The sequence below is a fragment of the Methylobacterium sp. CM6257 genome, from assembly GCF_054611515.1.
This window is the reverse complement of sequence record NZ_CM137735.1, coordinates 257,086-281,751: the sequence shown is the minus strand read 5'-3', so window position 1 is coordinate 281,751 and position 24,666 is coordinate 257,086. Positions and strand designations below refer to the sequence as shown.

General features: G+C 69.9%; 22 protein-coding genes and 1 pseudogene. 11 read left to right on the top strand and 12 right to left on the bottom strand.

Annotated features, from left to right (window positions below):
* Positions 1-168 precede the first annotated feature (168 nt).
* Positions 169-2,313: a flagellar biosynthesis protein FlhA gene (flhA, locus tag ACYCO6_RS01435; protein WP_459768629.1), complete on the top strand. Its 2,145-nt coding sequence runs from the start codon at positions 169-171 to the stop codon at positions 2,311-2,313.
* A 278-nt stretch (positions 2,314-2,591) separates the two neighbouring features.
* On the opposite strand, the gene ACYCO6_RS01430 is transcribed toward flhA, so the two are convergent.
* From ACYCO6_RS01430 to fliI, 3 genes are all read right to left on the bottom strand, one after another.
* The gene (locus tag ACYCO6_RS01430; protein ID WP_459768627.1) at positions 2,592-3,659 is read right to left on the bottom strand and encodes a lysylphosphatidylglycerol synthase domain-containing protein; all 1,068 of its coding nucleotides are present in this window, start codon (positions 3,657-3,659) and stop codon (positions 2,592-2,594) included.
* Between the two features lie 183 nt (positions 3,660-3,842).
* Positions 3,843-4,250: a flagellar export protein FliJ gene (fliJ, locus tag ACYCO6_RS01425; protein WP_459768625.1), complete on the bottom strand. Its 408-nt coding sequence runs from the start codon at positions 4,248-4,250 to the stop codon at positions 3,843-3,845.
* 148 nt (positions 4,251-4,398) lie between these two features.
* Entirely contained in the window at positions 4,399-5,751 is a 1,353-nt protein-coding gene (fliI, locus tag ACYCO6_RS01420) for a flagellar protein export ATPase FliI (protein ID WP_459768622.1), read from the bottom strand.
* A 420-nt stretch (positions 5,752-6,171) separates the two neighbouring features.
* Here fliI and ctrA point away from each other — a divergent pair, with 420 nt between their 5' ends.
* The gene (gene ctrA / locus ACYCO6_RS01415; protein WP_010683835.1) at positions 6,172-6,873 is read left to right on the top strand and encodes a response regulator transcription factor CtrA; all 702 of its coding nucleotides are present in this window, start codon (positions 6,172-6,174) and stop codon (positions 6,871-6,873) included.
* Between the two features lie 69 nt (positions 6,874-6,942).
* Here the strand turns inward: ctrA and ACYCO6_RS01410 are convergent, their stop codons facing one another.
* Together ACYCO6_RS01410 and cysS are read right to left on the bottom strand one after the other, a co-directional pair.
* A complete protein-coding gene (locus ACYCO6_RS01410) occupies positions 6,943-7,743 on the bottom strand; it encodes a trypsin-like serine protease (protein ID WP_459768619.1) in 801 nt (266 codons plus the stop codon).
* A gap of 98 nt (positions 7,744-7,841) precedes the next feature.
* Positions 7,842-9,239: a cysteine--tRNA ligase gene (gene cysS, locus ACYCO6_RS01405; RefSeq protein ID WP_459768617.1), complete on the bottom strand. Its 1,398-nt coding sequence runs from the start codon at positions 9,237-9,239 to the stop codon at positions 7,842-7,844.
* Positions 9,240-9,550: 311 nt separating this feature from the next.
* Here cysS and ACYCO6_RS01400 point away from each other — a divergent pair, with 311 nt between their 5' ends.
* Entirely contained in the window at positions 9,551-9,898 is a 348-nt protein-coding gene (locus ACYCO6_RS01400; RefSeq protein ID WP_459768615.1) for a hypothetical protein, read from the top strand.
* Between the two features lie 45 nt (positions 9,899-9,943).
* On the opposite strand, the gene ACYCO6_RS01395 is transcribed toward ACYCO6_RS01400, so the two are convergent.
* The gene (locus tag ACYCO6_RS01395; RefSeq protein ID WP_459768613.1) at positions 9,944-10,456 is read right to left on the bottom strand and encodes a CreA family protein; all 513 of its coding nucleotides are present in this window, start codon (positions 10,454-10,456) and stop codon (positions 9,944-9,946) included.
* Between the two features lie 159 nt (positions 10,457-10,615).
* On the opposite strand from ACYCO6_RS01395, the gene ACYCO6_RS01390 reads away from it, so the two are divergent.
* The 5 genes from ACYCO6_RS01390 to ACYCO6_RS01370 all read left to right on the top strand — a co-directional run bounded on the left by ACYCO6_RS01390 (position 10,616) and on the right by ACYCO6_RS01370 (position 17,108).
* Positions 10,616-11,695, top strand: coding sequence for a DUF2865 domain-containing protein (locus ACYCO6_RS01390; RefSeq protein ID WP_459768611.1), 1,080 nt, complete (start codon positions 10,616-10,618; stop codon positions 11,693-11,695).
* Between the two features lie 79 nt (positions 11,696-11,774).
* The gene (locus tag ACYCO6_RS01385) at positions 11,775-13,610 is read left to right on the top strand and encodes an OmpA family protein (protein ID WP_459768609.1); all 1,836 of its coding nucleotides are present in this window, start codon (positions 11,775-11,777) and stop codon (positions 13,608-13,610) included.
* 92 nt (positions 13,611-13,702) lie between these two features.
* The gene (locus ACYCO6_RS01380) at positions 13,703-14,911 is read left to right on the top strand and encodes an MFS transporter (RefSeq protein WP_459768607.1); all 1,209 of its coding nucleotides are present in this window, start codon (positions 13,703-13,705) and stop codon (positions 14,909-14,911) included.
* Positions 14,912-14,926: 15 nt separating this feature from the next.
* Complete coding sequence (locus tag ACYCO6_RS01375; protein ID WP_459768605.1) at positions 14,927-15,694, top strand: class I SAM-dependent methyltransferase; 768 nt, start codon at positions 14,927-14,929, stop codon at positions 15,692-15,694.
* 127 nt (positions 15,695-15,821) lie between these two features.
* The gene (locus ACYCO6_RS01370; RefSeq protein WP_459773397.1) at positions 15,822-17,108 is read left to right on the top strand and encodes a hemolysin family protein; all 1,287 of its coding nucleotides are present in this window, start codon (positions 15,822-15,824) and stop codon (positions 17,106-17,108) included.
* A gap of 19 nt (positions 17,109-17,127) precedes the next feature.
* Here ACYCO6_RS01370 and ACYCO6_RS01365 read toward each other — a convergent pair whose 3' ends face one another.
* Both ACYCO6_RS01365 and gltX read right to left on the bottom strand, forming a co-directional pair.
* A complete protein-coding gene (locus ACYCO6_RS01365) occupies positions 17,128-18,345 on the bottom strand; it encodes an RNA-guided endonuclease InsQ/TnpB family protein (protein WP_459768603.1) in 1,218 nt (405 codons plus the stop codon).
* Positions 18,346-18,412: 67 nt separating this feature from the next.
* A complete protein-coding gene (gene gltX, locus ACYCO6_RS01360) occupies positions 18,413-19,753 on the bottom strand; it encodes a glutamate--tRNA ligase (RefSeq protein WP_459768601.1) in 1,341 nt (446 codons plus the stop codon).
* 157 nt (positions 19,754-19,910) lie between these two features.
* Here gltX and ACYCO6_RS01355 point away from each other — a divergent pair, with 157 nt between their 5' ends.
* On the top strand, positions 19,911-21,188 hold the full coding sequence (locus ACYCO6_RS01355) for an NAD(P)/FAD-dependent oxidoreductase (RefSeq protein WP_459768599.1): 1,278 nt from the start codon (positions 19,911-19,913) through the stop codon (positions 21,186-21,188).
* Between the two features lie 3 nt (positions 21,189-21,191).
* On the opposite strand, the gene ACYCO6_RS01350 is transcribed toward ACYCO6_RS01355, so the two are convergent.
* Together ACYCO6_RS01350 and ACYCO6_RS01345 are read right to left on the bottom strand one after the other, a co-directional pair.
* Positions 21,192-21,662: a hypothetical protein gene (locus tag ACYCO6_RS01350; protein ID WP_459768597.1), complete on the bottom strand. Its 471-nt coding sequence runs from the start codon at positions 21,660-21,662 to the stop codon at positions 21,192-21,194.
* Complete coding sequence (locus ACYCO6_RS01345; RefSeq protein WP_459768595.1) at positions 21,659-22,072, bottom strand: hypothetical protein; 414 nt, start codon at positions 22,070-22,072, stop codon at positions 21,659-21,661. Before ACYCO6_RS01345 ends, ACYCO6_RS01350 begins: the two co-directional genes overlap by 4 nt.
* A gap of 214 nt (positions 22,073-22,286) precedes the next feature.
* On the opposite strand from ACYCO6_RS01345, the pseudogene ACYCO6_RS01340 reads away from it, so the two are divergent.
* Positions 22,287-22,436 (top strand): annotated as a pseudogene (locus tag ACYCO6_RS01340) (TadE/TadG family type IV pilus assembly protein); the annotation flags it as partial.
* Between the two features lie 118 nt (positions 22,437-22,554).
* Positions 22,555-22,944: a hypothetical protein gene (locus tag ACYCO6_RS01335; protein WP_459773896.1), complete on the top strand. Its 390-nt coding sequence runs from the start codon at positions 22,555-22,557 to the stop codon at positions 22,942-22,944.
* Positions 22,945-23,054: 110 nt separating this feature from the next.
* Here the strand turns inward: ACYCO6_RS01335 and dksA are convergent, their stop codons facing one another.
* Positions 23,055-23,474, bottom strand: a complete 420-nt coding sequence (dksA, locus tag ACYCO6_RS01330) for an RNA polymerase-binding protein DksA (RefSeq protein ID WP_459768593.1) — start codon at positions 23,472-23,474, stop codon at positions 23,055-23,057.
* Positions 23,475-23,647: 173 nt separating this feature from the next.
* Positions 23,648-24,664: a hypothetical protein gene (locus ACYCO6_RS01325; protein WP_459768591.1), complete on the bottom strand. Its 1,017-nt coding sequence runs from the start codon at positions 24,662-24,664 to the stop codon at positions 23,648-23,650.
* Between the last annotated feature and the right edge of the window lie 2 nt (positions 24,665-24,666).

Below are 24,666 nucleotides of genomic sequence, written 5' to 3'. Positions count from 1 at the left end.
GATGGCCCGCCCCGGGCAGGGGAGCCGCCGACCGGTCAAGTGGCGGCGGCGGAGCGGGTTCCTTCCGACTTGGCGCGTCTCTTAACGCACCGCTAACCATCCGCCCGGCAGATCTTGCCGGGTGCGCCCCCGGGATATTCTTCGGCCGGGCGACGACGGGTGGGATCGATGGCGGAGACGGCGAGCGCGCCGGCACGGGTTGGAGCTGCGGCGGTGCTGGGGCAGCTCGCGCTGCCCACGCGGGGCGACCTCCAGGCGCTGTCCAAGCGCTCGGACCTGCTGTTCGCCACCGGCGTGCTGGGGATCCTGGCGGTCCTGATCTTCCCGCTGCCCGCGATGCTGCTCGACCTGCTGCTGGCAGTCTCGATCATCACCTCGGTGCTGATCATGATGACCGGTCTGTCGATCGACAACCCCCTGGAATTCACCGTCTTTCCGACGCTGCTGCTCATCGCCACGATGCTGCGGCTCGCCCTCAACCTCGCCTCGACGCGCCTCATCCTCGGCCATGGCCACGAGGGTACGGCGGCGGCCGGCCACGTTATCGAGGCCTTCGGCCACTTCGTCATGGGCGGCAACTTCGTCATCGGGATCATCGTCTTCGCGATCCTGATCATCGTGAACTTCGTGGTGATCACGAAGGGCTCGGGCCGCATCGCCGAGGTCGCTGCGCGCTTCACCCTCGACGCGATGCCCGGCAAGCAGATGGCCATCGACGCCGACCTCTCGGCGGGCCTCATCGACGAGAAGGCCGCCAAGGCCCGGCGTGCGGCACTTGAGGAGGAATCGTCCTTCTTCGGCGCCATGGACGGCGCCTCGAAATTCGTCCGCGGCGACGCGGTGGCCGCGCTGCTGATCACGTTCATCAACGTGGTCGGCGGCATCATCATCGGGGTGGCGCAGCAGGGCCTGAGCTTCGGCGAGGCGGCCAAGAGCTACACGCTGCTCACCATCGGCGACGGCTTGGCGAGCCAGGTTCCGGCGCTGATCGTCTCGACGGCCGCGGGCCTGCTGGTCTCGAAGGCCGGCGTGCGCGGGGCGGCCGACAAGGCGCTGGGCAAGCAGCTGGCGCATTACCCGAAGGCGCTCGGCATGTCGGCGGCCGTGATGCTGCTGATCGCTCTGCTGCCCGGCATGCCGATGCTGCCGTTCCTGCTGCTGGGCGGCGGAGCAGGCTACGCGGCGTGGCGCATCAACAAGGCCGCCAAGGCGACCCCGCCCGTCGACGCACAGGGCGCCCCGATGGACGCGGCCGCGGTCGCCGCGGCAGCCGCCAAGGAGGAGACGGTCACCGATCTCCTGAAGCTCGACGACCTCAAGCTCGAGATGGGCTATGCGCTCCTCGCGCTCGTCAACGGCGAGGGCCAGGACCGGCTCACCGACCAGATCAAGGCCCTGCGCCGCCAGCTCGCGGCGGAACTGGGCTTCGTGATGCCGTCCGTGCGCATCCTCGACAACGTCCAGCTCGACGCCAACACCTATGTGGTGCGGGTGAAGGAGATCGAGGCCGGCTCGGGCCGGATCTTCCCGGGCCAGTTCATGGCAATGGACCCGATGGGCGGACAGGTGCAGCTCCCGGGGCAGCACATGCTGGAGCCGACCTTCGGCCTGCCGGCGACGTGGATCGACGCCGCCCTGCGCGATCAGGCGCAGCTCAAGGGCTACACGGTGGTCGACGCCGCCACGGTGGTCTCGACCCACCTCACCGAGGTGATCAAGGCCCATGTCTCGGAGCTCCTCAACCACGTCGAGGTGTCGAAACTGCTGCGCGAGCTGCCCAAGGATCACGCCGACCTGCTCAAGGAGATCGTGCCCTCGCAGATCTCCACCACCGGCATCCAGCGGGTGCTGCAATTCCTGCTCGCCGAGCGCGTCTCGATCCGCGACCTCGGGGCGATCGTGGAGGCGATCGCGGAAGTCGCGGGCGGGGTGAAGAACCCCCGCGACGTGGTCGAGCATGTCCGTGCCCGGCTCGGCCGGCAGATCTGCGCCCAGTACCAGGACCAGAACGGCACTCTGCCGATCATCACCCTGTCCCCGGCCTGGGAGCAGGCCTTCATGGAATCGATCGTCGGCGAGCGCGAGGAGCGCTATCTGGCGATGCAGCCCTCGAAACTGAGCGAATTCGTCAACGTGGTGCGCGATCGCTTCGAGGCGGCGGCCCGACAGGGCGAGATGCCGGTCCTGGTGACCTCCGCGCAGACCCGGCCCTTCGTGCGCTCCATCATCGAGCGCTTCCGCCGCGAGACGCCGGTAATGAGCCAAGCCGAGATCCACCCGCGAGCGCGGCTGCGGACGGTGAACTCGATCTGAGGATCTCGATGGCTCGGCGCGTCATCGAAGCCCGAGGGCCTGCGAATTGCGCCGGGCTGCCTTTCCGGCTCCGAGGGGACGGGCGACCGCTCGAGAGAGCGAGGCCGTCGCGACCTTCCTCGAGAGCAGCACGTCCCACGGCGAACGCGCCGCGCGAGCCGTCTCATGCCGGCTCAGGCTGAACGCAGCGCGACCTCTGAGACCATGGCGCAGGCTGAGTTGCTGCGCTCGGCTCGGCGTAACGGCGGCATCGAAGAAGACATCGAGCGGAAGCCGGCTCAGACCGCCTTCTGCTTCAGTTCCCGCTCCATCTCGTGCGCGTCGAGGCCGGGCACGATCACGGGCGGCTCCGGCACGGCTGTCGGCTTGGACCCGTTCGTGGCCGAGCCGATCGCAGCGGCGAGGCGCGAGCGCTCGAAGGCTACCACGACGATTACCGAGATGAGCGCCGGAATCCAGAAGTAGAAGATCCGGAAGATGATCACCGCCGCGATGATCGCATCCTTCTGCGCTTCGTCAGTGATGTGCATCGCAGTGATAAACACGATCTCGAACACCCCGAGGCCGCCCGGGGCGTGCGACGCGAGCGCCACCGAGAAGGACGCGAGGAAGATCGCCAGAACCGGGATGAAGCCGGGATTCATCGCCTCGGGGAGCGCGAAGTAGATGATCCCCGCGGCTCCGAGCAGCTCCAGCGGAGCCGCCAGCAGTTGGCGGCCCATGATACCGGGCCGCGGATATTCGAGCTTGAACGAACGGATGTGCAGGGGACGCAGGCGCAGGATCGAGCCGACCACGTACAGGCCAACGAAAGCCAGCATGCCGATGCCGACGACCAGCGCCGTCTTGGGATCGGTGAGGAAGCCGGGGAGCTTGCCCTCCAGCCGCGTCAGCAGGTGTGGATCGACCACCAGGGTGAACCCGCCGAGCAGCACGGTACCGAGGAAGAACGTGAACGAGCACAGGGCCACCAGAACGGCGACCTGGGCCGCCGTCAGGCCCTTGGCGGTGTAGGCCCGGTAGCGGACCAGCGCCCCGGAGAAGACCGAAGCACCGATATTGTGGGAGAGCGCGTAGGTCGTGAAGGAACAGAGGGAGACGAACAGCCACGAGATATGGCGCACGCCGAGATGCAGCAGTGCGATCCGGTCGTACCAGGCGAGCGCCGCGTAGGCGACCAGCGTCGAGAGAGCCGCGAGCAGGATCCGGTGCGGGGGAATCGCCAGGATCGCCGACCAGATCGCCGCCAGCGAGGTCGTCTTCAGCTCCTGGTAGAGGAAGTAGCCCGATACGACGACGGCGGCGAGGCCGATCATCGGCCAGATGAACTCGCTGAGCTTCTTCATGTACACCGACGCCCTGGGGACAGCCCCTGATGCGCCGGCAAGCGACGCGCTGCAAGCGGCCTGACGGCCATCCCGGCCCCCTTGTCAGGTGATCGTGACGGTTTCGTGCCGCAAGGCCCGTCCCTGCCGTGCAGCCCGGGCCGGACGCCGCGCGTCGCGGTCTGCAGAGAGGGCCGGACCGCGTCAGCCGCGGGCGCGGTTCAGCCCGATCCCGTCCATGGCGGCCTGATCGCGGGCCGAATCGGCGGCGCGCTCCGCGGAACGCTCACGGTCGTTCAGGATCTCGACCTTCTTCAGCTCCTCGAAGGCCTCGCCCAGTTCGGCCTTCGCCTCCGCGAGCTGTCCCTCCAGCGCCTGGGCGGATTGGCGCATGTTGTCCCGGCGGGTGGCCGCCGCGCGGGCATAGGTCGGATAGGCGAAATGGCCGACATCGGTGATGCCGGCGCGGGCTTCCTCGACCGCGACCTCCCGGTCGAGCTCCACCGCCATGCGCTGGAAGTCGGCCATCATCATCTCGATCTGGGTGACGCGGCGGCGCTTCTCGTCAACCTGGAAGCGACGCAGGCGGATCAGCGTGTCACGCGATTTCATCAGGACGCTCACTCCACGCAACGCTTGAGGCCGCGTCTGGGACCAGGCCCGGCTCGCGCCCCTGAGGAAGTCTGCCCGAGACAGCTCCGCTCAGATTCTTGGTCGGGCATCCTATCCGCCTCGGCGTTACCGCTTTGGCGCGGGATGCTCAGGCCCCGCCGACGATCTGGCTGAGCCGTGCGTAACCATCGCCGATGGACGTTGCTTCTTCCTTACCCTGCCCCAGAAAAGCCTCAAGATCGGGCATGAGCGCCACGGCCTCGTCGACCTCCTGGGACGAGCCCGCGCGGTAGGCGCCGAGCCGGATCAGCTCCTCCATGTCGGCGTAGGTGGACAGGACGCGGCGTGCCCGGCGGACCACCGGCAGAAAGGCCGGATCGCAGGAGCGCGGCATCGTCCGCGAGACCGAGCGCAGCACGTTGATCGCCGGATAGCGTCCGCGCTCCGCGATGGCACGCTCCATGACGATGTGGCCGTCGAGGATGCCCCGCACCGCGTCGGCCACAGGCTCGTTGTGATCGTCACCCTCGACCAGCACGGTGAACAGGGCCGAGATCGTCCCCTGCCCCACCCCCGGCCCGGCGCGCTCCAGAAGGCGCGGCAGCTCGGAGAAGACCGTCGGCGTATAGCCTTTGGCGGTGGGCGGCTCGCCGGCGGCGAGGCCGATGTCGCGCTGCGCCATCGCAAAGCGCGTGATCGAGTCGATCATGCACAGGACCTTGGCGCCCTGATCGCGGAAGTACTCGGCCACCGAGAGGGTCACGTAGGCCGCGTTGCGGCGCATGAGGGCGGGCTCATCGGAGGTCGCCACCACCACGACCGACCGCGCCAGGCCCGCTGCGCCGAGATCGTCCTGCAGGAATTCCTGCACCTCGCGGCCGCGCTCACCCACGAGCCCGATCACCGCCACGTCGGCGGCGGTGTAGCGGGCGAGCATCGAGAGCAGCACCGACTTGCCGACGCCGGATCCCGCGAAGATGCCCATCCTCTGGCCGGCGCACATCGTCAGGAAGGTGTTGATGCATCGGACCCCGAGATCCAGCGGGCCGCCGACCCGGGTGCGGGCATGCGCCGGCGGCGGATCGGCCCGGAGGGGGTAGACGTCGGACCCTTGCGGCAGAGGCCCGAGCCCGTCGACCGGGCGGCCCAGAGCATCGACGACCCGCCCGAGCCAGCCATCCGACGGGCGGATCGCCCCGGCCGATTCGTCGCGCACATAAGCCGGGCAGCCGCGCCGGACTCCCTCCAGCGATCCGAAGGGCATGGCGAGGGCCCGGTCCCCCTGGAAGCCGATGATCTCGCACGGCACCAGCCCGTGGCCGTTCGCACCCTCGACGTCGATCCGGCCGCCGAGCCGCATCGCGGCCACGGGTCCGGCAACCTCCACCAGCAGGCCGCGGATCGCCACCACCCGGCCGAAGGTCTCCAGCACCTCGACGCGCTCCAGCGCCGCGCGGGCCGCCGCGAGGGAAGAAACGGATCTTGCCGGATCCTGTGTCATCGGCCTGGCTCTCAACGCTTCGTTTACCGGCCTCCTTAACACTGCGGTCCACGGGCTCGTAGCGGCTCGATCCAGTCCGCGGTCACGGCCAAGCTCAAAGAAGTCGGGCCGCTGTGTCCCATTGACCACAGTCAGGATCGAAACGTTACGCGGGAAGTACTTACGCCGGAGGGGGCGGGCGACTTGGTCGCGATCGGATCGGAATCACGCCCTCGGGCGGGACCGGAGGGACACCATTCCTCCTGTCAAGCTCGCGGGGTTGCGAACGAGACGCTTGCGGGCAGGAATCAGGTTTTGTTAACGATTAATCCATAGCGTTCCACGTCAAGAGTGACGGAGCGCCCGTCCACAGGCCGGTGGCGGGCGAACGATAGGGACGTGTCTGCGCGCTGATGCGGCCGGCGGGGCTGGGGACCGACGATGCGGGTACTTTTGATCGAGGACGACAGCGCGACCGCGCAGAGCATCGAGCTGATGCTCAAGTCCGAGAACTTCAACACCTATACCACCGACCTCGGGGAAGAGGGTGTCGATCTCGGTAAGCTGTACGATTACGACATCATCCTCCTCGATCTGAATCTGCCCGACATGTCGGGCTACGAGGTGCTGCGCTCGCTGCGCGTGGCGAAGGTGAAGACGCCGATCCTGATCCTCTCCGGCATGGCCGGCATCGAGGACAAGGTGAAGGGCCTGGGCTTCGGGGCCGACGACTACCTCACCAAGCCGTTCCACAAGGACGAGCTGGTGGCACGCATCCACGCCATCGTACGCCGCTCGAAGGGCCACGCCCAGTCGGTGATCACCACCGGCGACCTGATCGTGAACCTCGACCAGAAGACCGTCGAGGTCGGTGGCGCCCGGGTGCACCTCACCGGCAAGGAGTACCAGATGCTGGAGCTCCTCTCGCTCCGGAAGGGCACGACGCTCACCAAGGAGATGTTCCTCAACCATCTCTACGGCGGCATGGACGAGCCCGAGTTGAAGATCATCGACGTCTTCATCTGCAAGCTGCGCAAGAAGCTCGCCAACGCCAGCCAGGGCAAGAACTACATCGAGACCGTCTGGGGCCGCGGCTACGTGCTGCGCGAGCCGATGGACGGCGAGGAGCGCATGGCGGTCTGATCCGCCTGCGCGCTTGATCCCGAAAAACCCCGTGCGGTCCGGCCGCGCGGGGTTTTCGCGTTTCGGGGTTCAGCGCGTCCCGGTCGCCGAGAAGACCTGTGCGGCAGGCGCGATCACCACGTAGCCGCCGCAGGGTGCGGCCTGGCTGATCACCGCGCTCGCCACACCCCAGATGTAGGTTCCGTGCCGATCCTGCGCGACGACCGGGCCGCCCGAATCGCCGAAGCAGACCCGGGCGCCGTTCGCCCGGGCGATGGTCAGGCCGGTGTTGCTGGCCGCCAGCGGCGTGAGGCTCGCAGTGCGCAGCCGCCCGACGGTGCGACCCGAGAGGCCGGCCCCGGCGATTCGCAGGCTCTTCGGGACCCGGCCGAGTTCGGCGGCGAGTGGCACCGGGCGCCGATCGCGCACCGGTTCGGACAGGCGCAGCACCGCGAGGTCGAGAGAGAGGTCTGCCAAGCTGACGTTGGGCGCCTCGTTCGGCAGCATCTCCCCCGGATCCGGGCTGTAGCGGCTGGCGACCCGGGCTGCGTAGACCGGCCGCGCCGGCTCGGTGCCGCGGAAGAACACCACCAGCGCGCCGAGGGGGTCGCCGTTCACGCAATGGGCGGCCGTGAGGACGAGGTCCGGGGCGATCAGGACACCGCTGCAGCGGGTCAGGCGCAGCGCCTCCTCGGGCTGGGTGATCGTACCGATGGCGACCGTGGCCTGGGCCAGCGCGTCACGGCCTGCGGGCGTCCCGCCGTCGATGGCGGCGGCCGGCCCCGCCAAGCCGAGCCCGAGGGCCAAAGCCGATCCGGCACGGGCGAGACGCGCCCAGGCGATTCCGAAAATGGTCACGTGCAGATCTTCCCCGCCGAAATCCCCCCGCATCACAGTCGCGGCCCGCGGAACGGAGGGCAAGCAGGCGCGAGGCCGCGATCGCCGTCAAGTCTCCGTCATCAGACCTGGGCGGACGACCGGGCACCCCGTCAACGCGCCACCGTCCAGGTGGTGGTGCCGTCCTTGTTGTCCTTCACGACGACACCCATGGCGGCGAGCGCGTCGCGGGCCCGGTCGGAAGCGGCCCAGTCCTTGACCGCCCGGGCCGCACGGCGCTCGGCGATCAGCGCCTCGACCGCCGCAACGTCGATGCCGGAGGCCGCGACCTGATCCCGCTCGCGGTCGCTCCGGGTTCGGGTGAGCAGACCGAAGAGGTTCGCGCCGGCCCGCAGGGCACCGGGCAGCGCCTCAACTCCGCTGCCGAGCCGGTGCAGTTCGTTGATCGCCGCCGGGGTGTTGAGATCGTCGCACAGGGCGTCGACCACCGCGCCGGGTACCTCACGCGCGGCCGCTTCATCCCCGGCGGCGTTGTACCAGCGGTCGAGCACGCGACTCGATTCCTCGAGCCCGCGCAAGGTCCAGTCGATCGGCTGCCGATAATGAGTCTTGAGCATGGTGAGGCGCACCACCTCGCCCGGCCAATCCCTCAGCACGTCGCGGATCGTGATGAAGTTGCCGAGCGACTTCGACATCTTCTCGCCCTCCACCTGCAGGAAGCCGTTGTGCAGCCAGACATTGGCCATCACGGGCGTCCCGAAGCAGCAGCGGGATTGCGCCACCTCGTTCTCGTGGTGCGGGAAGATCAGGTCGATGCCGCCTGCATGGATGTCGAAGACCTGGCCCAGGTGCTTGGCCGACATGGCCGAGCACTCGATGTGCCATCCCGGCCGCCCCGGCGCGGTGATTCCGGCAGGCGACGGCCAGGACGGCTCCCCTGGCTTCGAAGGCTTCCACAGGACGAAGTCCAGGGGCGAGCGCTTGTAGGGCGCAACCTCGACCCGGGCACCGGCCTCCATCTCGTCGAGGGGGCGCTTCGACAGGCGCCCGTAATCCGGCATCGCCGGCACGTCGAACAGGACGTGCCCCTCCGCCACGTAGGCATGGCCCGAGGCGACCAGCGCCTCGATCATCGCCACCATCTCGGCGATGTGATCGGTGGCGCGGGGCTCAACGAAGCGGGGCCGCTCGCCCGGCACGTTCACGTCCTCGGGCATCAGCACGCCGAGATCGCGCACGTCCTTATGGAATTGCGCCAACGTCTCGTCGGTGAGTTCCCGGATGGTGATGCCGCGCTCGGCGGCGCGGGCGTTGATCTTGTCGTCGACGTCCGTGACGTTGCGGGCGTAGGTGACATGGGCCGGCCCGTAGAGGTGGCGCAGCAGCCGGAACAGCAGGTCGAAGACGATGATCGGCCGGGCGTTGCCGATATGGGCCGCGTCATACACCGTCGGGCCGCAGGCGTAGATCCGGACGTGCTCGGGATCGATCGGCGCGAAAGCCTCCTTGGCGCCGGTCAATGTGTTGTAGAGCCGCAACATCGGCGCCATGAAACCCATCCCTCTTCCGGCGCCGCGGCTGTTTTCCGGCGCCGCGCCGTCGCCGGAAAACCGGCTCTGCCTTCAATGACCTGCGGGCGTCGCGCGGCGAAGAACGGCCGAAACGTGGCGGCTCCGACAGCTCCGCCCCAGCGTCCTGTTGCATTGCCGCGACGGCGCGGCCCGCCCGATGGGGCTAACCCAAAAGCGTGAGGAATTCGAGATGGCCCTCGCGCCATGCGGGTAAGGCTTCCTTAACCGCGTCATCGGACCGTCCTGACCACGATCCCCACGCCACAGACCCTGTGCCCCAAGGACATTCCATGCGACGCTCGGCCGCCGGTTTCCTCGTCCTCGCCACCGCCGTGGCCACCGCTTGCCTGGCGCACGCGGCGTCGGCGGGCAGCGACGGTGAGACGCCCATGAAGGCGCCGACCCATGTCGAGAAGACCTTCCTGATCCCGTCGAGCGACGGCTACGGCGTCGGCGAGTGCCTGACGACCCCCGGCAGCGAGTGCGGTCAGGTGGTGGCCAACGCGTGGTGCGAGGCGCAGGGCTACGCCGCCGCCAACTCCTACGGAGTCGCCGCGGCCGACGAATATACCGGCGCCATCAGCCAGCCTGTCCCGGCGCCTTCGGAGCGCCCGATCCGCATCACCTGCCAGGACTGATCTCGACGGGCACGACCGGCCCGGGCCTGTCCCGGCGCCACTCCGTCACTTCACGAAATCCGCACATTTCGGCGCCGGCTCCGTGCCCCAGGGCGCCAGCGGCACCGCCGAGGTCGAGTTCTTCGGCGAGCCCTGAATGACCTTGTCCGAGTAGACCATGTAGATCAGCGTGTTGCGCCGTGCGTCGCAGCCGCGCACGATCTGCATCGACTTGAAGATCAGCGAGCGCCGTTCGCTGAACACCACCTCGCCCTGGCTCAGCTTGCCCTTGAAGGCGACCGGGCCGGTCTGGCGGCAGGCCAGCGAGATGTCCGACACATCCTCGGCCAAGCCGAGCGTGCCCTTGATCCCGCCCTTCTCGGGCTGGGTGTACCAGCAGGCGACACCCGAGACCGCCGGATCGTCGATGCCGTAGACGACCAGCTTGTCGTTTGGGGTCAGCGGGCGCCAGACCGTCGACTTGTCGAAGATCCGGTCCGGCTCCTGGGCCGCCGCCGGTCCGGCCACGGCCAGGCCAAGGACCGAAAGCCCAACATAGGTGAGACTCCGAAACCACATCGCCGGCCTATTCCCCCTCAAGCTTGCCGGCAGGATGTAGGAGGGGTGTCGCGGTCTGGCGAGGGGGCGTAGAATGGCTTCGCTTCGGCCCCGAAGCGCGGATACGCTGACGCCCGGTCTCTTCGGCGCGCCGCGCACCCGATCAACGCGATGCAGCCTATGTCTCACCGCCCGACCGTCCGTTCGCTCGGCCGCCTCATCCTGAGCGCGGCCCTCGTCCTCGGACTGTCCAGCTTTCTCCTGGTCCCTGCCGGCGCGCAGGACGCGGCGGCGCCCGCGCCCGCTGCCGAGGTGAAGCCGGCACCGCAGATGCCCTCGCCCCAGTGCCGGCGCTACCGGGCCGAACTCGCGGCGCTGCAGAACGGCGCCAGCACCACGCGGGCCCTCAACGACGAGATCGGCCGGCTCGAAGCCTATTTCCGCGGCCTGAACTGTGAGGGCGGAAAATTCCTGTTCTTCGATACGCGGCCGCCACAATGCGCAGCCGTCGAGCAGCGGATCCGTGCCCTCAAGGCCACCTATGGCGGCGCGGTGCTCGACGACAGCGGCGCCCGCAGGCGCGAACTCCAGGGGCTCGTGGTGTCCACCTGCCCGGCGCGGGAAACCTATGCGGGGACCGGCGAGTCCTACGCCAAGGGCGGCCCGCAGATGGTGTGCGTGCGGACCTGCGACGGCGGCTTCTTCCCGATGAAGAACCTGCCGGAAGGGCGCAGCGGCGCGGACGAGATGTGCCAGGCGCTCTGCCCCGGCACCGAGGCACAGGCCTATTCCATGCCCTACGGTGACGACGCGCTGAAGCACGCTGCCTCGGTGAAGGGCAGCCGCGCCTACGCGAACCTCGCCAACGCCTTCAAGTTCCGCAAGGAATTCGTCCCGAACTGCTCCTGCAAGCCGGAGGGCAAGAGCTGGGCGCAATCCCTGGTCAAGGCCGAGAGCATGCTGGTGCGGCACAAGGGCGATATCTTCGTGACGCCGATGCAGGCCGAAGCTTTGTCCCGCCCGAAGGTGCGCCTGACCCTGGTGGGTCGGGCCGACCGGACCGCCGCGGAGCTCGCCGCCGACGCGGCCGGACGCGCCGGAGTCAATTCCAGAGGCGGCGCCGGGACGCCCGACGACCGCGGGACCGAGGACCCGACCAAGCTCGAGACGGCGAAATCCGGCGATGCCAAGCCGGATCACGTTGCCGTACGGGTCATCGCGCCGGACGTGATCGCGGTGCCCCAGCGCCTCACGCCCTGAGCGGCGTTTCCGCGCTGCGGCGCGGGAACAAAATCCGGTGCCTCGTGTTCGGCTCGGCTTGACCCGACACGAGACTTCCATGCGGCTCCTTCGACTGATCCTCCTCACCGGCACGGTTCTGCCGAGCCTCGCGCTCATCCATACCGCCGCGGCGTCGCCGGAGCGGATGCTGATGGCCCAGGGCGGACCGGACGAGCGGGGTCCCCGCGGCGGCGAGCCCCAGCATGGCGGCCCGCGTCCGGAGCGTCCGCCGCAGGAGCGCCCCGGCCTTCCGCCGGGTCCCCCGGCCGCGCGGGAGCGCGCCCCGGACCGCAGACCCGAGCCGCCGGAGCCGCGCGCGCCGGCTCCGGAGCGCCAGGAGAACCGACCGGATCGCCAGGAGCGGCAGCAGGAGCGCCAGGAGCGGCAGCAGGAGCGACAGGAGCGGCCCCGCCAGGAGCGAACCGCCCCGGCGCGGCCAGAGCCCGAGCGCCAACAGGCGCCGGATCGCGACCGGGAGCCAGCCGGCCAACCGAAGCCTGGATCGGAGCGGCCGCTGGCGCCGCCACAGCAGCGGCTGGCGCCCGATCGGGACCGCCGCGCCCCGGAACCGGAGCGTGTCGCTCCGGACACGACTCCGAACCGCCCCCTCCCGCGCGACGCCGCTCCGGATCGCGAGACGCCCGGGCGGCGCCCGGGGGCAGCACAACCCGACACCGGTCCCCAGGCGCCCAACATGGCACGGGGCGTGCCCGGCCGGCCGGTTCAGCGCCAAGAGATCCAGCGCCAAGAGATCCAGCGGCAGGACATCCAGCGCCCGGACACCCAGCCCGACACGCGGTCCCAGCCGAACGCCGGTGCCGGCGCGGAGCCGGGGCGGCCCGTGCCGCCTAACATGGCTCCCGGGGTACCCGGACGTCCGTTCCAGCCACCGGGACAGGCTCCCGTCCCCGGCCAAGCTCCGCCTGCCCCCGGCGCTGCGCAGCCGGGCTACGTGCCGGGCGGGTTCCGCCAGGACGACGACGTGCGCGACTACGAGCAGGTCCGTCGGGATCGGCGCGAGTACAGCGAGGGCGGCCGCACCTTCTACCGGGAGCCCGGCCGCATCATTGTCCGCGACCGCGACGGCTACCTGATCCGCCACGACGAGAACGAGCGCTTCCGCGATCTCGACCCGCGCGGCTACCGCTACGAGCGGCGGGGTGCCGACTTCTACAGCACCATCGACCGGCCCGGCGGCGAGCAGATCGTCACTGTCACGGACGATGACGGGCGCCTGCTGCGCCGCTATCGCCGCTTCCGCGACGGCCGCGAGGTGGTGATCATCGACAACAGCTACGCCGGGCCGCCCCGGCCGATCTACGAGGACGTGGTCGTCCTGCCGCCGCCGGACATCCGGATCCCGCGGGACCGTTACGTCGTCGAATACGACCAGGCCGACGAGGGCGCGGTCTACGAGGCGCTCACGGCGCCGCCGGTGGTGGCCGTCGACCGGCGCTATACGCTCGATCAGGTGCGCTACAGCCCGGATCTCCGCGCCCGCATGCGCTCGGTCGATATCGACACGATCAACTTCGACACCGGCTCGTTCACGGTCACGCCGGATCAGGCGGCGCGGCTGTCGGTCATCGCCGCGGCGATCAACAAGGCGATCCGCGCCAACCCGCAGGAGGTCTTCCTGATCGAGGGCTACACCGACGCCGTCGGCTCCGACATCGACAACCTGTCCCTGTCGGATCGCCGGGCTCAGTCGGTGGCCACCGTCCTGACCCAGCAGTTCCAGGTGCCCCCCGAGAACCTGACGACCCAGGGCTACGGGGAGCAGTACCTGAAGGTGAACACCCAGGCTCCGTCGCGGGAGAACCGCCGCGTCACGGTCCGCCGGATCACGCCCCTGCTCCAGCAGGGCCAGGGGCAGGCCGCCCCGCCGCGCTGAGGGCAGGCCCGCGTGGGTCAAGCCCGCGCGGCGGTTGACTGTGCCTGCCCAACGCCCCACCACCGGGCGAAGGTCGGCAGCACGGGACGGGTATGGACAGCGAAGCGGACGGGCGGCTGATCCGGTCTGGCACACCGGTCTTCCGCCGCACGGCGCTGGCGCTCGCGGCCGCAGGATTCTCGACCTTCGCGGTCCTCTACGCAGTGCAGCCGCTGCTGCCGATCTACGCGGATGATTTCGGGGTCTCCCCGGCCGAGAGCAGCCTGGCCCTCTCGCTCCCCTGCGGCCTGCTGGCGGTGGCGCTTCTGGCGGTCAGCCCCCTGTCGGAAGTCTGGGGCCGCAAGCCGGTGATGCTGGCCTCGCTGTTCGCCTCCGCCCTGCTCACCATCGTGGCGGCCCTGGTCCCGGGCTGGCACGGGTTCCTGGTGCTCCGCGCCCTCACCGGCCTCACGGCGAGCGGACTGCCCGCGGTGGCGATGGCCTATCTCGCCGAGGAGATGGACGCGCAGGCCATCGGCCTGTCGATGGGCCTGCTCGTCGGCGGCAACGCGCTCGGCGGCATGTCGGGCCGGCTGATCAGCGGCATCATGGCCGACCATGTCGGCTGGCGGGTCGGCCTCGCCACCATCGGCGTGCTGGCGCTCGCCGCGGCGCTGGCGTTCTGGCGCTGGCTGCCGCCCGCGCGCAACTTCGTGCCGCGCCGGATGGCCTGGCGCGAGGTGCCGGGCAGCTTCGGCCACCACTTCCGCGATGCCGGACTGCCCTGGCTGTTCACCGAGGCCTTCCTGCTGATGGGCGGCTTCGTCTGCATCTACAATTACATCGGCTTCCGCCTGCTCGATCCGCCCTTCTCGCTGAGCCAGACGGTGATCGGCCTGATCTTCTCAGTCTACGTCGCCGGCATGGTCAGCAGCCCCGTGACCGGCGAGCTGGCGAGCCGCTTCGGCCGACGGCGCGTCCTGTGGCTCGCCACGGGCCTGGGCCTCACCGGCATACTGATGACGCTGTCGCAGCATCTCGTGCTGATCATCGCGGGGATCGTGGTGACGACGGTCGGCTTCTTCGGGGCTCACTCGGTGGCGAGCAGCTGGGTCGGTCGGCGGGCCCTGCGCGACCGGGCGCAGGCCTCCTCGATCTATCTCTGCCTGTACTACCTGGGCTCGTCGGTGCTCGGCACCGCGGGCGGCTGGTTCTTCGCCCATTCCGGCTGGAACGGCGTGGTGCTGTTCGTGGGCGGCCTGTACGGTTTGGCGCTGGTCATCGCCCTACGTCTGTCGCGGCTCGCGCCGCTGACGGCTTGAACCGGAGATAAGCCCATGAGCGAGCGCAGCCACGTCAAGCACGTCGTCGACCAGTTCGGCGCGCAGGCCTCCGCCTACGTGACGAGCGCCGTGCACGCCGCCGGCCCCGATCTCGACCGGATCGGCGCGCTGATCAGAGGCAGACCGGAATCGCGTGTTCTCGATCTCGGCTCCGGCGGCGGCCATGTGGCTTTCGCGGCCGCTGCGGCCGGAGCCTCGGTCACCGCTTACGATCTTTCGGCCGAGATGCTGTCGGCCGTCGCCGCCGAGGCGGACCGACGCGGCCTCGATCGGATCGAGACCCGGCAGGGCGCCGCCGAAACGCTGCCCTTCGCGGACGCCGCCTTCGACGCGGTGCTGACGCGCTACAGCGCCCACCATTGGCGCGACGTGCCGGCGGCACTGGCGGAGGCGCGGCGGGTGCTGCGTCCGGGCGGCCTTCTCGTCGTCTGCGATATCGTCGCGCCCGAGGATCCGCTCCTCGACACGCATCTCCAGGCCGTCGAACTTCTGCGCGACCCCTCGCACGTGCGCGACTACCGGGTTTCGGAGTGGCGTGCCATGCTGGAGAGGGCGGGCTTCGCGGTCGGTGCCGTGACGGCAAGCCGGCCGCGTATGGACTTCGCGAGCTGGATCGCGCGGATGCGCACGCCCGCGGTCAACCTCGCGGCCATCCGCGCCCTTCAAGACTCGGCGCCCGCGGAAGCGACGGCCCATTTCGACATCGAAACCGACGGCAGCTTCCTGCTCGATTCCGTACTGATCGAGGCGCGCCCGCGCTGAGACGCGATCTGCCGGAATCGGTCGAGGCTTGGCCGTTGAACCGTCCGCACCGGGCACCCATCTTGGAGGCCCGCGCCACCAGAGGAAGCCGAACCCGCAGGCCGGTTCTTCGGCTCTACGATCCGGCCTGATCGAGCTCGTCATCGTCGTCCTGCTGATCGCACTGAACGGCGTCTTCTCCCTCTCGGAGCTGGCCGTTGTCTCGGCGCGCAAGAGCCGGTTGCGGGCGCTGGCCGAGAGTCGCCGTCCCGGCGCGAAAGCGGCTCTGGCGCTCGCCGAGGAGCCGGGGCGCTTCCTGTCCACCGTGCAGATCGGCATCACGCTGATCGGTATCCTGTCCGGTGTGGTCTCGGGCGCGGCGCTCGGCGACCGGCTCGCCGTGGTGCTGATCGATTTCGGCCTTCCGCGGGGCTGGGCCGACACGCTGGGCTACGGCCTCGTCATCGCGGCGATCACCTATCTGTCGGTGATCATCGGCGAGCTGGTGCCGAAGCATCTCGCCCTGCGCGATCCCGAGCGAATCGCCTGCGCGGTGGCACCCGGCATGCGGGTGGTCTCCCGGGTGGCGCTGCCGGCCGTGTGGCTCCTCGACGCCTCCACCCGGGCCGTGTTCCGGCTGATCGGGCAGGAGACCGAGAGCGCCAGCGCGGTCACCGAGGAGGAGATCCGCAGCCTCGTGGCCGAGGCGGAGAACGCGGGCGTGATCGAAGGCGACGAGCGCGCGATGATCGCCGGCGTGCTGCGGCTCGGCGATCGGCTCGTGCGTGGTGTCATGACGCCGCGAACCGACGTGGTCTGGATCGATCTCGCCGACGACCCGGAGACGATCCGGGCGCAGGTCCTGGAGAGCCCCCATGCCCGGCTGCCCGTCGCCGATGGCGGCCCCGACGCGATGATCGGGGTGCTGCAGGTGCGCGACCTGATCGCTCCCCTGTCACGGGGCGAACCTCTCGACATCCGCGCGCATCTGCGCCAAGCGCCGGTGCTGCCCGACACCCTCGATGCCCTCGATGCGCTCGACTCCCTGCGCAAGGCGCCCCTGCCGATGGCGCTGGTGCATGACGAGTATGGCCATTTCGACGGTCTCGTGACGCCGGCCGACATCCTCGACGCCATCGCGGGCGCCTTCCGCTCCGAGAATGTCGAGCCGGACGCGGTGCGACGTTCGGACGGGTCGTGGCTGATCGCCGGCTCGATGCCGGCGGACGAGCTGGCCGAGCAGCTCGGCCTGCGGCTTCCACCCTCGCGGGACTACGCCACGGCCGCCGGCCTCGTCATCGCGGCGTTTCAGCGGCTGCCCGAGACGGGCGAGAGCTGCGACATCGCCGGCTGGCGCTTTGAGGTGGTGGATCTCGACGGACGGCGCATCGACAAGCTTCTGGCGACCCGGCTGGAACAGGTCGAGGCGGAATGAACGACCCCATCCAAGCCGCTCATGCGGCTCTGGATGAAGTTACCGGCCTGTCGGCCGCGGCCAGTTCCTGACCGATGGTCCACAGCACCCAGGCCGAGGCTTGGTCGCGGGTGATCACCCGCCCGTCCGGCAGCACATGGGTGCGCTCGCCCAGGCTCTTCTTCCGGACGAGGCCCGAGACCGGGCATGTCTGGCTGGGCCTGTGCTTGCGTGGATCGACGAGAACGAGTCGGCTGCCAGCTTCTTCCGCTTTGCAAGCCAACTGGGAGAGAAACGACCCGGGAGCCGTGTCGAGGATCGCCCGGTTCAGACCGGCCTTCTGACGGACCTGCCTGCCCGGCTCCTCCGCCGTGCCGCGGGCGGAGCGGGTCAGGGTGCGGATCGCGAGGTCCTCCGTGACGATGATCGCGTGCTTGTGCACGAGCTGCGCCGTGACCTGATGCGTCCGGTCCCTGCGCCGGTTGGCGAGGCGACGCGAGCGCTTGGCCAGCAGCCGCTTGGCCTTGAGCGCCCGCTGCGAGCGCCTGCCGCGCAGCGCCCGCGCCAACGAGCGTTGCACCGCGCGCAGCCCGTCCCGCTCCGCCTGCTCGAACCGCGCGTTCAGCGCCTCGCCGAACTGCATCGGCCCGGTGCAGGTCGTGGCGTAGGTCTCCACGCCCCAGTCGATCCCGACCACGCCGATCCCCGCCTCGCGGTGCGGCTCGCACGCGACCACGAGCGAGAGCCACCACCCGTCCGCCTTGCGCTGCACGTCGCAGCCGATGACTTCGCCGGGCGTGCGAGCGAGGCCGCGCGCGTCCATCGCGCCGATGCCCGACACGCGCAGCACGCCGTGCCGCCACCCAGCGCCGGGCGTGAACCGGAAGCCATCGCCGTGGTGCTTGAACCCGAAACCGGGGAAGCGGTCGCGGCCCTTGAAGCGGGGGAAGCCCGGTATCTGCCCGGCCTTCACGCGCCGGAAGAAGTTCTGGAACGTTCGGTCGAGGCGCTTGAGCGTGACCTGCAACGACTGGGCGTTGAGCCCACGATAGGCCGGGTCGTCGAGCCGGATCGCGGTGACGGACTTGCACTGGTCGGCAAACGAGATTGAGCGCTTGGCCTTGCGCCACGCCGCGATCCGCTCCTCCAGCGCGGCATTGTACAGCGCCCGGTGCAGATCGCAGGCACGTTCTAGCGCCGCCGCCTGGGCGGCGTCGGGATAGAGCTTGTATGTCACGCGGCGGTAGACGGGAGCCATCGCGCAGAACTTATCGTGAACGGATGTCGGGTCAATCCGCGCTCACGCGCGTCGCAGGATCAGTAGCTCAGGCCGTCTCGCCAGAGAGTCGCCGCGCCGCGCGCTCGCGCCCGATCAGCGGCAACAGGCCGGCGAGGTCCGGTCCGTGCTCCAGCCCGGTGAGCGCGAGGCGCAGGGGCATGAACAGCCCACGACCCTTGGCGCCCGTGCGGTTCTTGATCGCGGCCGTCCAGGCCTTCCAGGTCTCCGGTCCGAAGGGCCCGGGCGGCAGGCTCTCCCGGGCGGCGGCGATGACGGCCGGTTCCGTGATGATGGGTTCGACCGGACCGGCCGTGACCCGCCACCAGTGGGCCGCCTCCGTGACGCGGCCGAGATTGGCCCGCACCGCGAGCCAGAACGCCTCCGCGTTCTGCGAGGGGATCCCGAGATCCGCGAGCCGGCCGGCGACCTCCGCAAAGTCCATGGCGTGGACGAGGCGGGCGTTGAGGCCGTCGAGTTCCGCCGGGTCGAAGCGGGCCGGCGCGCGTGAGATCTCGCTCAGATCGACCAGCTGCGCCAGCGTGTCGAGGTCGGGCACGGCCCGCACGGATTCGGCCGAGCCGGTGAGTACGGCCAGCGAGCGCACCGCGGCGGGCTCGTAGCCGGCCTCGCGCAGGCCGCGCAGCGACAGATGGCCGAGTCGCTTCGACAGCCCCTCCCCGTCCGCGGTGGTGAGCAGGTTGTGGTGGCCGAAGATCGGGACCGGGGCACCCAGCGCCTCGAAGATCTGCACCTGCACGCCGGTATTGGTGACGTGATCCTCGCCGCGGATCACATGGGTGACGCCGAGATCGGCATCGTCGACCACGGAGGGCAGCGTGTAGAGATAGCTGCCATCGGCGCGGATCAGCACCGGATCGGACAGCGACGCGCAATCGACATGCGCCGGGCCGCGCACGAGATCGTCCCAGGTCACCGTTCGGGCTTCCAAAAGGAAGCGCCAATGCGGCCGGCGGCCCTCCGCCTCCAGCGCCGCGCGCTCCTCGGCGCTGAGCCGGAGCGCGGCCCGGTCGTAGATCGGCGGCTGACCGCGGCCGAGCTGGCGCTTGCGGCGCCGATCCAGCTCCTCCGGTGTCTCGTAGCAGGGATAGAGACGGCCTGCCGCGCGCAGGCGGTCCGCGGCGGCGTCGTGCTGCGCCTTGCGGGCGCTCTGCCGGGCGAAGAGGTCCGGCTCGATGCCGAGCCAGGACAGATCCTCCCGGATCGCATTGGCGAACACCTCCGTCGAGCGCTCCGCGTCGGTGTCGTCGAGGCGCAGCAGGAACCGTCCGCCCGTCCTGCGCGCGAACAGGGCGTTGAGCAGGGCTGGACGGGCATTGCCGATGTGGAGGTAGCCGGTCGGCGACGGGGCGAAGCGGACGAGAGTCATGATCCGCTCTGTAGCCGATCTCGGGGCGGATTTGCGCGGGACTTTGCACGGGAACGGTCCCCTCCCCCGCCTCATGGCTCGCCCGCTTCGGCCAGCTACCCAGAGCTGCGAAAACCCGTCAGAAGGGCGCGCTTGGCGCGGCGCGGGACAGGGCGGAATGGCGAGGGACGAGACGGCCGACATCGTGGTGGTCGGCGGCGGGATGGTCGGCCTCGCCAGCGCCATCGCGCTCAGGGATCGCGGCCTCGACGTCGTCCTGTGCGATCCCGGCGAGGCGCGGGCCCGGACCTCCTACGGCAATGCCGGCGTGATCAGCCGGGGCTCGATCCTGCCGATGTCGAGCCCGGCCCTGTGGGGCAAGCTCCCGGCCTATCTGCGCAATGCCGATCGCGGCCTGCGCCTGAACTATGCGCATCTTCCGCGGATCATCCCCTACACGGCGCATTTCCTGGCGAGCGCGCGCGCCTCGCGCTGGCGCCGGGCCGCCGAGGCGCTGCTGCCGCTGACGAGCGCGGCCTATGCGGCGCATGAACGCCTGGCCGCCCGCGCCGGGACGAGCGACCGGCTGCAGCGGACGGGCTGGCTCAAGGCCTACCGCACGGAGGCCGCCTTCGCGGCCGCCGCGCTGGAGCGCGAGATCCTGGCCGGGCACGGGGTCGGGTTCGAGATCCTCGACACGGCGGGCGTGCGCGATCTCGAGCCGGCCCTGGTGCGGCCCTACGCACGGGCGATGCTGCTCACCGAGACCGGCTCGGTGCGCGAGCCCGGCCGACTCGTCGAGGCCTGCGAGACGCTGTTCGCGGGGCTCGGCGGCCGGCGCCTGCGCGGCAGCGTCGCGCGGCTGGCACCCGACTCGGGCGGGTGGCGCGTCGACCACGAGACGGGCACGGTGCGGGCCCGGCAGGTGGTGCTCGCGGCGGGCGCGGCTTCGGGGGCGATCGCCCAGACCCTGGGCTACCGGTTCGCGGTGGCGGCCGAGCGCGGCTATCACCGCCACTACGCCCTGCACCCGGAGAGCCCGCCGCTGACGCGGCCCGTCCTCGATACGGGGGCCGGCTCCATCCTGTCGCCGATGGGCCAACACCGGGTCCGGGTTCTCTCCGGGGTGGAACTCAACGCACGCCTCGCGGCTCCGGACCATACCCAGATCGAGGCGGCCTCTCGGGAAGCCGCCGGGACACTGCGCCTCGGCGGACCGCTCGACAACGCACCATGGCTCGGCTCGCGCCCGTCCACGCCCGACGGGATGCCGGTGATCGGCCGCGGCCCACGGCACGAGGGGCTGCTCTTCGCATTCGGCCACGGCCATATCGGCCTCTCCACCGGGCCGATCACGGGCGAGATCGTGGCCGACCTCGCCACCAGACGGGATCCGGCGGTCCCCATCGCGGCCTTTGCGCCGGAGCGCCTCCTGCGCTGGCCACGGCTGTTCTGAGCGTCAGCGCCAGTCGTAGGGGTTGTACGGGTCCAGGGCCGCCTGGATCTTTCGCAGGATCTCCGGCTGCCCCTGGAGATCGACCTCCCGGGCCAGCGCCCGCAGGAAGGCCTGCGGCCCGTGTTCGAGATCCCGGGTCAGGCCGTTGTACCGATCGGCCGGCTCGACATGGGCCGGGTTGACGGCCACGCGGTAATCGAGACCACAGGTCGGCGGATCGATGCCCAGCCGGTAGCAGATCCGCACCCGGGCGAAGGGGACGTCCGGGCGATAATCGACCCGGAAATTGCTGACCTTGAAGGCGCCGCGGGTCACGCGCTCGGCGTAGGCCAATGTGCGCGCGACCGTGGTGAAGCCGGCGGTGCGCCGATCCCGCACGAGGTCGATCGCCGCACGCTCCGCCGGCACGAAGGGTCGGGCGCAGGCCGCAGAGGCGGACAGGGCGCCCAGGAGGACGACGACGAGGGCTCTCATGGGTTCTTCAGGCAGACCGCGACGGGCTGCGCATCCTTGGCTGTCTTCGCGGTCATGTCGAGGCAACCCACCGTCGATACGCCGTCCGTGACGGTGATGGACGGCACCACGGCCATGCCCCGGCAATAGGCGCCGATCAACGTTTCGTCCCGATGGCAGGCCACGTCGAGCCGCACCTGTCCGTTCATCGCCGGGCCGGGCGGACCGGGCGGCCCGGCCGGTCCCCGCTCGCCCGCCGGTCCCCGCTCACCCGTGGCACCGTTCAGGCCCGCTGGCCCCTGCGGCCCGGGCGGCCCCTGTTCGCCTTTCGGCCCGGGCGGTCCGGCCGGTCCAGGCTTCGGCGCGTCGCAGCCGGCGAGCGCGAGCGTCGCGACCGCGCCGGCCGCGATCGCGATCAGGGGGGATCTCATGCGGTTCTCCGGCCAAGCCTGCCGCGGACGAAGTGGCGCGAACAGCCGAGGCGTCAACCGCGCGGAGGCGTGGGTTCGACTGGCAGAAATGTGATTGCAAAGGTCGGAGGCCGAGGTGGACTCGCACCGGCTGGCGCGATCCGATCAAGGCTTTGGCAAAATCTTGATCACACATCGAGCTTGTTTCTTATTACAGGCAGATCTTTTGTCGCGAATGACTGTCCGAGCAAAAATACCCACACGTAGAAACGCAACACTAGGTAATCAGCTTGCGCGTCCGGGTCGGGATGCCCATGGCGCCGCGGCGGTGGAGTTCGCCCTCGTGGCGCTGCCCGTCCTGGCGCTGTGCGGCGCGATCTTCCAGATCGCGTTCCAGACCTGGGCCACGCAGAATTTTGATCGCGCCTTACAGAACGCGGTCCGCCTATTCCTCGAGTTCGAACAGCTCCAACGCGAGCACGATCAACAAGATCATCATCCTGATGACCGACGGGACCAACAGCTGGACCGCCAATCCGTATGCGCCGAGCGGTTCGCTCTATTTCTCGTCCGGCTACTTCCAGAATGCCAACGGCACGAACCCGAACCCGCGGCTGCCCCCGAACAACCAGAACATCTCGGACGCCACCAGCGCCCGGAACGCCCTGGACACGCTCACGGCCCAGGCCTGCTCGAACGCCAAGGCGGTCAACATCTCGATCTACACGATCGGTTTCAGCATCCCATCGGATCCGATCGATTCGGCAGGTCAGGCGCTCCTGAAGAATTGCGCCTCGCCGAACCAGTACTACCTCGCCAACAGTTCGGATGACCTGATCGCGGCCTTCCGGCAGATCCAGGCGAGCATCGGCGCCCTGCGGCTGACGCAGTAGGCGATCGGCTGGCGGGCTCGGGCGGAGACGCTCGGGGACACACTCGCCGTCGCCGCGCTCGCGATGACGGCGCGGATCAAAGCGACGCCGCGATCGCCGCGGAAACGGTATCAGTCGTCGCGGTAGACCCGCTCACGCCGCTCGTGCCGCTCCTGGGCCTCCAGGGAGAGGGTGGCGATCGGCCTCGCGTCGAGTCGGCGCAGCGAGATCGGCTCTCCGGTCTCCTCGCAATAGCCGTAGGAGCCGTCCTCGATCCGGGCGAGCGCCGCGTCGATCTTACCGGTGAGCTTGCGCTGGCGATCCCGCGCTCGCAGCTCGATCGCCCGATCCGTCTCCGACGATGCCCGGTCGGCGAGGTCGGGATGGTTCTCGTTCTCGCTCTGGAGCGCCACGAGAGTGTCCTGCGCCTCGCGCAGGATGTCGTTCTTCCAGCTCAGGAGCTTGCGCCGGAAATATTCGCGCTGCCGGTCATTCATGAAGGGCTCGTCGTCGGACGGGACGTAGCCGTCCTCCAGCGTCACCTTCGCCATGCGTCACCCTCGCTGGATTCTAACCGCCCACCAGGGGATGGCCGGTGTGCGGCGATAACGTGAGGTGCCGTATAGTCGAGGCGCTCTAGCGGGACAACGCACACGGAAGCAGGGCTTGTTACAGCCCGTCATTGCATGGCAGCGTGCGGCAATCAGGTCACGGTACAGACCTTTTACTCCGCCGGGTGTGTCCGCAAGCGTACGATCGTGGCGGCGATCTCGGTCGTCAGCGTCCGGGCCAGGGGCAACCGGTAATGCGTCTGGTCGAAGAACAGGTTTGGATCCGCAGCCTCGGGCCGTCCGTCGCGCCAGTCGACCACCGCGCTGAGCGCATGCGTTGAGAGCACGGACCGGACATCAGCCCGACAGGCGGTCTCGGCCTTGGCGCGGGGACTGCCGGACGGCGGCTCGGCGCGGGCATAGACGGGTGGGAAGACCACCACCACCGGGGTCGCCGCAGGGATCCGCGCCAGTTCGGCGCGCAGACGCTCGGCGATCGGGAACGGACCGCCGTGATGCCGCTCGGGCTCGGGCCCGACCGGCTTCTCCAGCGCGGCCTTCTTGGCGGGGTCGATACCGAAACCCTGGCTGAGGTAGTTGCGCTCGTAGTCCCACCAGCCGTCCCGGGCGGCCGTCTTGCGGTGCGGGTTGAGGAGCCAGCCGAGGCGGTTGATCGTCTCCTGCGCGGCGGTGAAGCGCAGGAGGCCGCGCAGATAGGCTGGCCAGTCGCCCAAGAGCCAGTACGGAAACCCGTGCTCGCTCGGGAAGGCGGGATCGTCCGCGCACCAGAACGCGTCGGCTGAGAGCACGATCGCCTCGGGTTTCGCGTGGTGCCGCAAATACCAGCCGAGCAGCGCGAACTGCTCCGTCGGTCCGGTGGCCGGCACCGAGAGCTGGATGAAGGGGATGCCGGTGAGTCGGCTCAGCGCCGCGGGCTCGATGAGCTGGATATGCGAGTTGCCGATCACCGCGCCCGCATAGGCCGGGTCGCGGCCGCGCACGGCCGAGGCGGTGCGCGGTCCCTGCGGGCGGACGGCGCCGCGGGACAGCAGGGTCGAGCGGCCGGTGTCGTAGGGATCCACCAGGGCCGCGAGGCCGAGATAGGCCGCGAACAGGGCAGCCATCGACAGGAACAGGGTGCGGGCGAAGCGCCGCCAGTCCCGGTCCGTGGTGAATCGGGGAGCCGCCATCC

Excerpts from the sequence above, each read along its gene's own strand:
- ACYCO6_RS01395 (WP_459768613.1), bottom strand. The coding sequence starts at position 10,456 with ATGTGGTTTCGGAGTCTCACCTATGTTGGGCTTTCGGTCCTTGGCCTG.
- ACYCO6_RS01390 (WP_459768611.1), top strand. The coding sequence starts at position 10,616 with ATGTCTCACCGCCCGACCGTCCGTTCGCTCGGCCGCCTCATCCTGAGC.
- fliI (WP_459768622.1), bottom strand. The coding sequence starts at position 5,751 with ATGACACAGGATCCGGCAAGATCCGTTTCTTCCCTCGCGGCGGCCCGC.
- ACYCO6_RS01345 (WP_459768595.1), bottom strand. The coding sequence starts at position 22,072 with ATGAGATCCCCCCTGATCGCGATCGCGGCCGGCGCGGTCGCGACGCTC.
- dksA (WP_459768593.1), bottom strand. The coding sequence starts at position 23,474 with ATGGCGAAGGTGACGCTGGAGGACGGCTACGTCCCGTCCGACGACGAG.
- ACYCO6_RS01335 (WP_459773896.1), top strand. The coding sequence starts at position 22,555 with ATGACCGACGGGACCAACAGCTGGACCGCCAATCCGTATGCGCCGAGC.
- ACYCO6_RS01350 (WP_459768597.1), bottom strand. The coding sequence starts at position 21,662 with ATGAGAGCCCTCGTCGTCGTCCTCCTGGGCGCCCTGTCCGCCTCTGCG.
- fliJ (WP_459768625.1), bottom strand. The coding sequence starts at position 4,250 with ATGAAATCGCGTGACACGCTGATCCGCCTGCGTCGCTTCCAGGTTGAC.
- ACYCO6_RS01380 (WP_459768607.1), top strand. The coding sequence starts at position 13,703 with ATGGACAGCGAAGCGGACGGGCGGCTGATCCGGTCTGGCACACCGGTC.
- ctrA (WP_010683835.1), top strand. The coding sequence starts at position 6,172 with ATGCGGGTACTTTTGATCGAGGACGACAGCGCGACCGCGCAGAGCATC.
- flhA (WP_459768629.1), top strand. The coding sequence starts at position 169 with ATGGCGGAGACGGCGAGCGCGCCGGCACGGGTTGGAGCTGCGGCGGTG.
- ACYCO6_RS01375 (WP_459768605.1), top strand. The coding sequence starts at position 14,927 with ATGAGCGAGCGCAGCCACGTCAAGCACGTCGTCGACCAGTTCGGCGCG.
- ACYCO6_RS01325 (WP_459768591.1), bottom strand. The coding sequence starts at position 24,664 with ATGGCGGCTCCCCGATTCACCACGGACCGGGACTGGCGGCGCTTCGCC.
- ACYCO6_RS01385 (WP_459768609.1), top strand. The coding sequence starts at position 11,775 with ATGCGGCTCCTTCGACTGATCCTCCTCACCGGCACGGTTCTGCCGAGC.
- ACYCO6_RS01400 (WP_459768615.1), top strand. The coding sequence starts at position 9,551 with ATGCGACGCTCGGCCGCCGGTTTCCTCGTCCTCGCCACCGCCGTGGCC.
- cysS (WP_459768617.1), bottom strand. The coding sequence starts at position 9,239 with ATGGCGCCGATGTTGCGGCTCTACAACACATTGACCGGCGCCAAGGAG.
- ACYCO6_RS01355 (WP_459768599.1), top strand. The coding sequence starts at position 19,911 with ATGGCGAGGGACGAGACGGCCGACATCGTGGTGGTCGGCGGCGGGATG.
- ACYCO6_RS01410 (WP_459768619.1), bottom strand. The coding sequence starts at position 7,743 with ATGCGGGGGGATTTCGGCGGGGAAGATCTGCACGTGACCATTTTCGGA.
- ACYCO6_RS01430 (WP_459768627.1), bottom strand. The coding sequence starts at position 3,659 with ATGAAGAAGCTCAGCGAGTTCATCTGGCCGATGATCGGCCTCGCCGCC.
- gltX (WP_459768601.1), bottom strand. The coding sequence starts at position 19,753 with ATGACTCTCGTCCGCTTCGCCCCGTCGCCGACCGGCTACCTCCACATC.
- ACYCO6_RS01365 (WP_459768603.1), bottom strand. The coding sequence starts at position 18,345 with ATGGCTCCCGTCTACCGCCGCGTGACATACAAGCTCTATCCCGACGCC.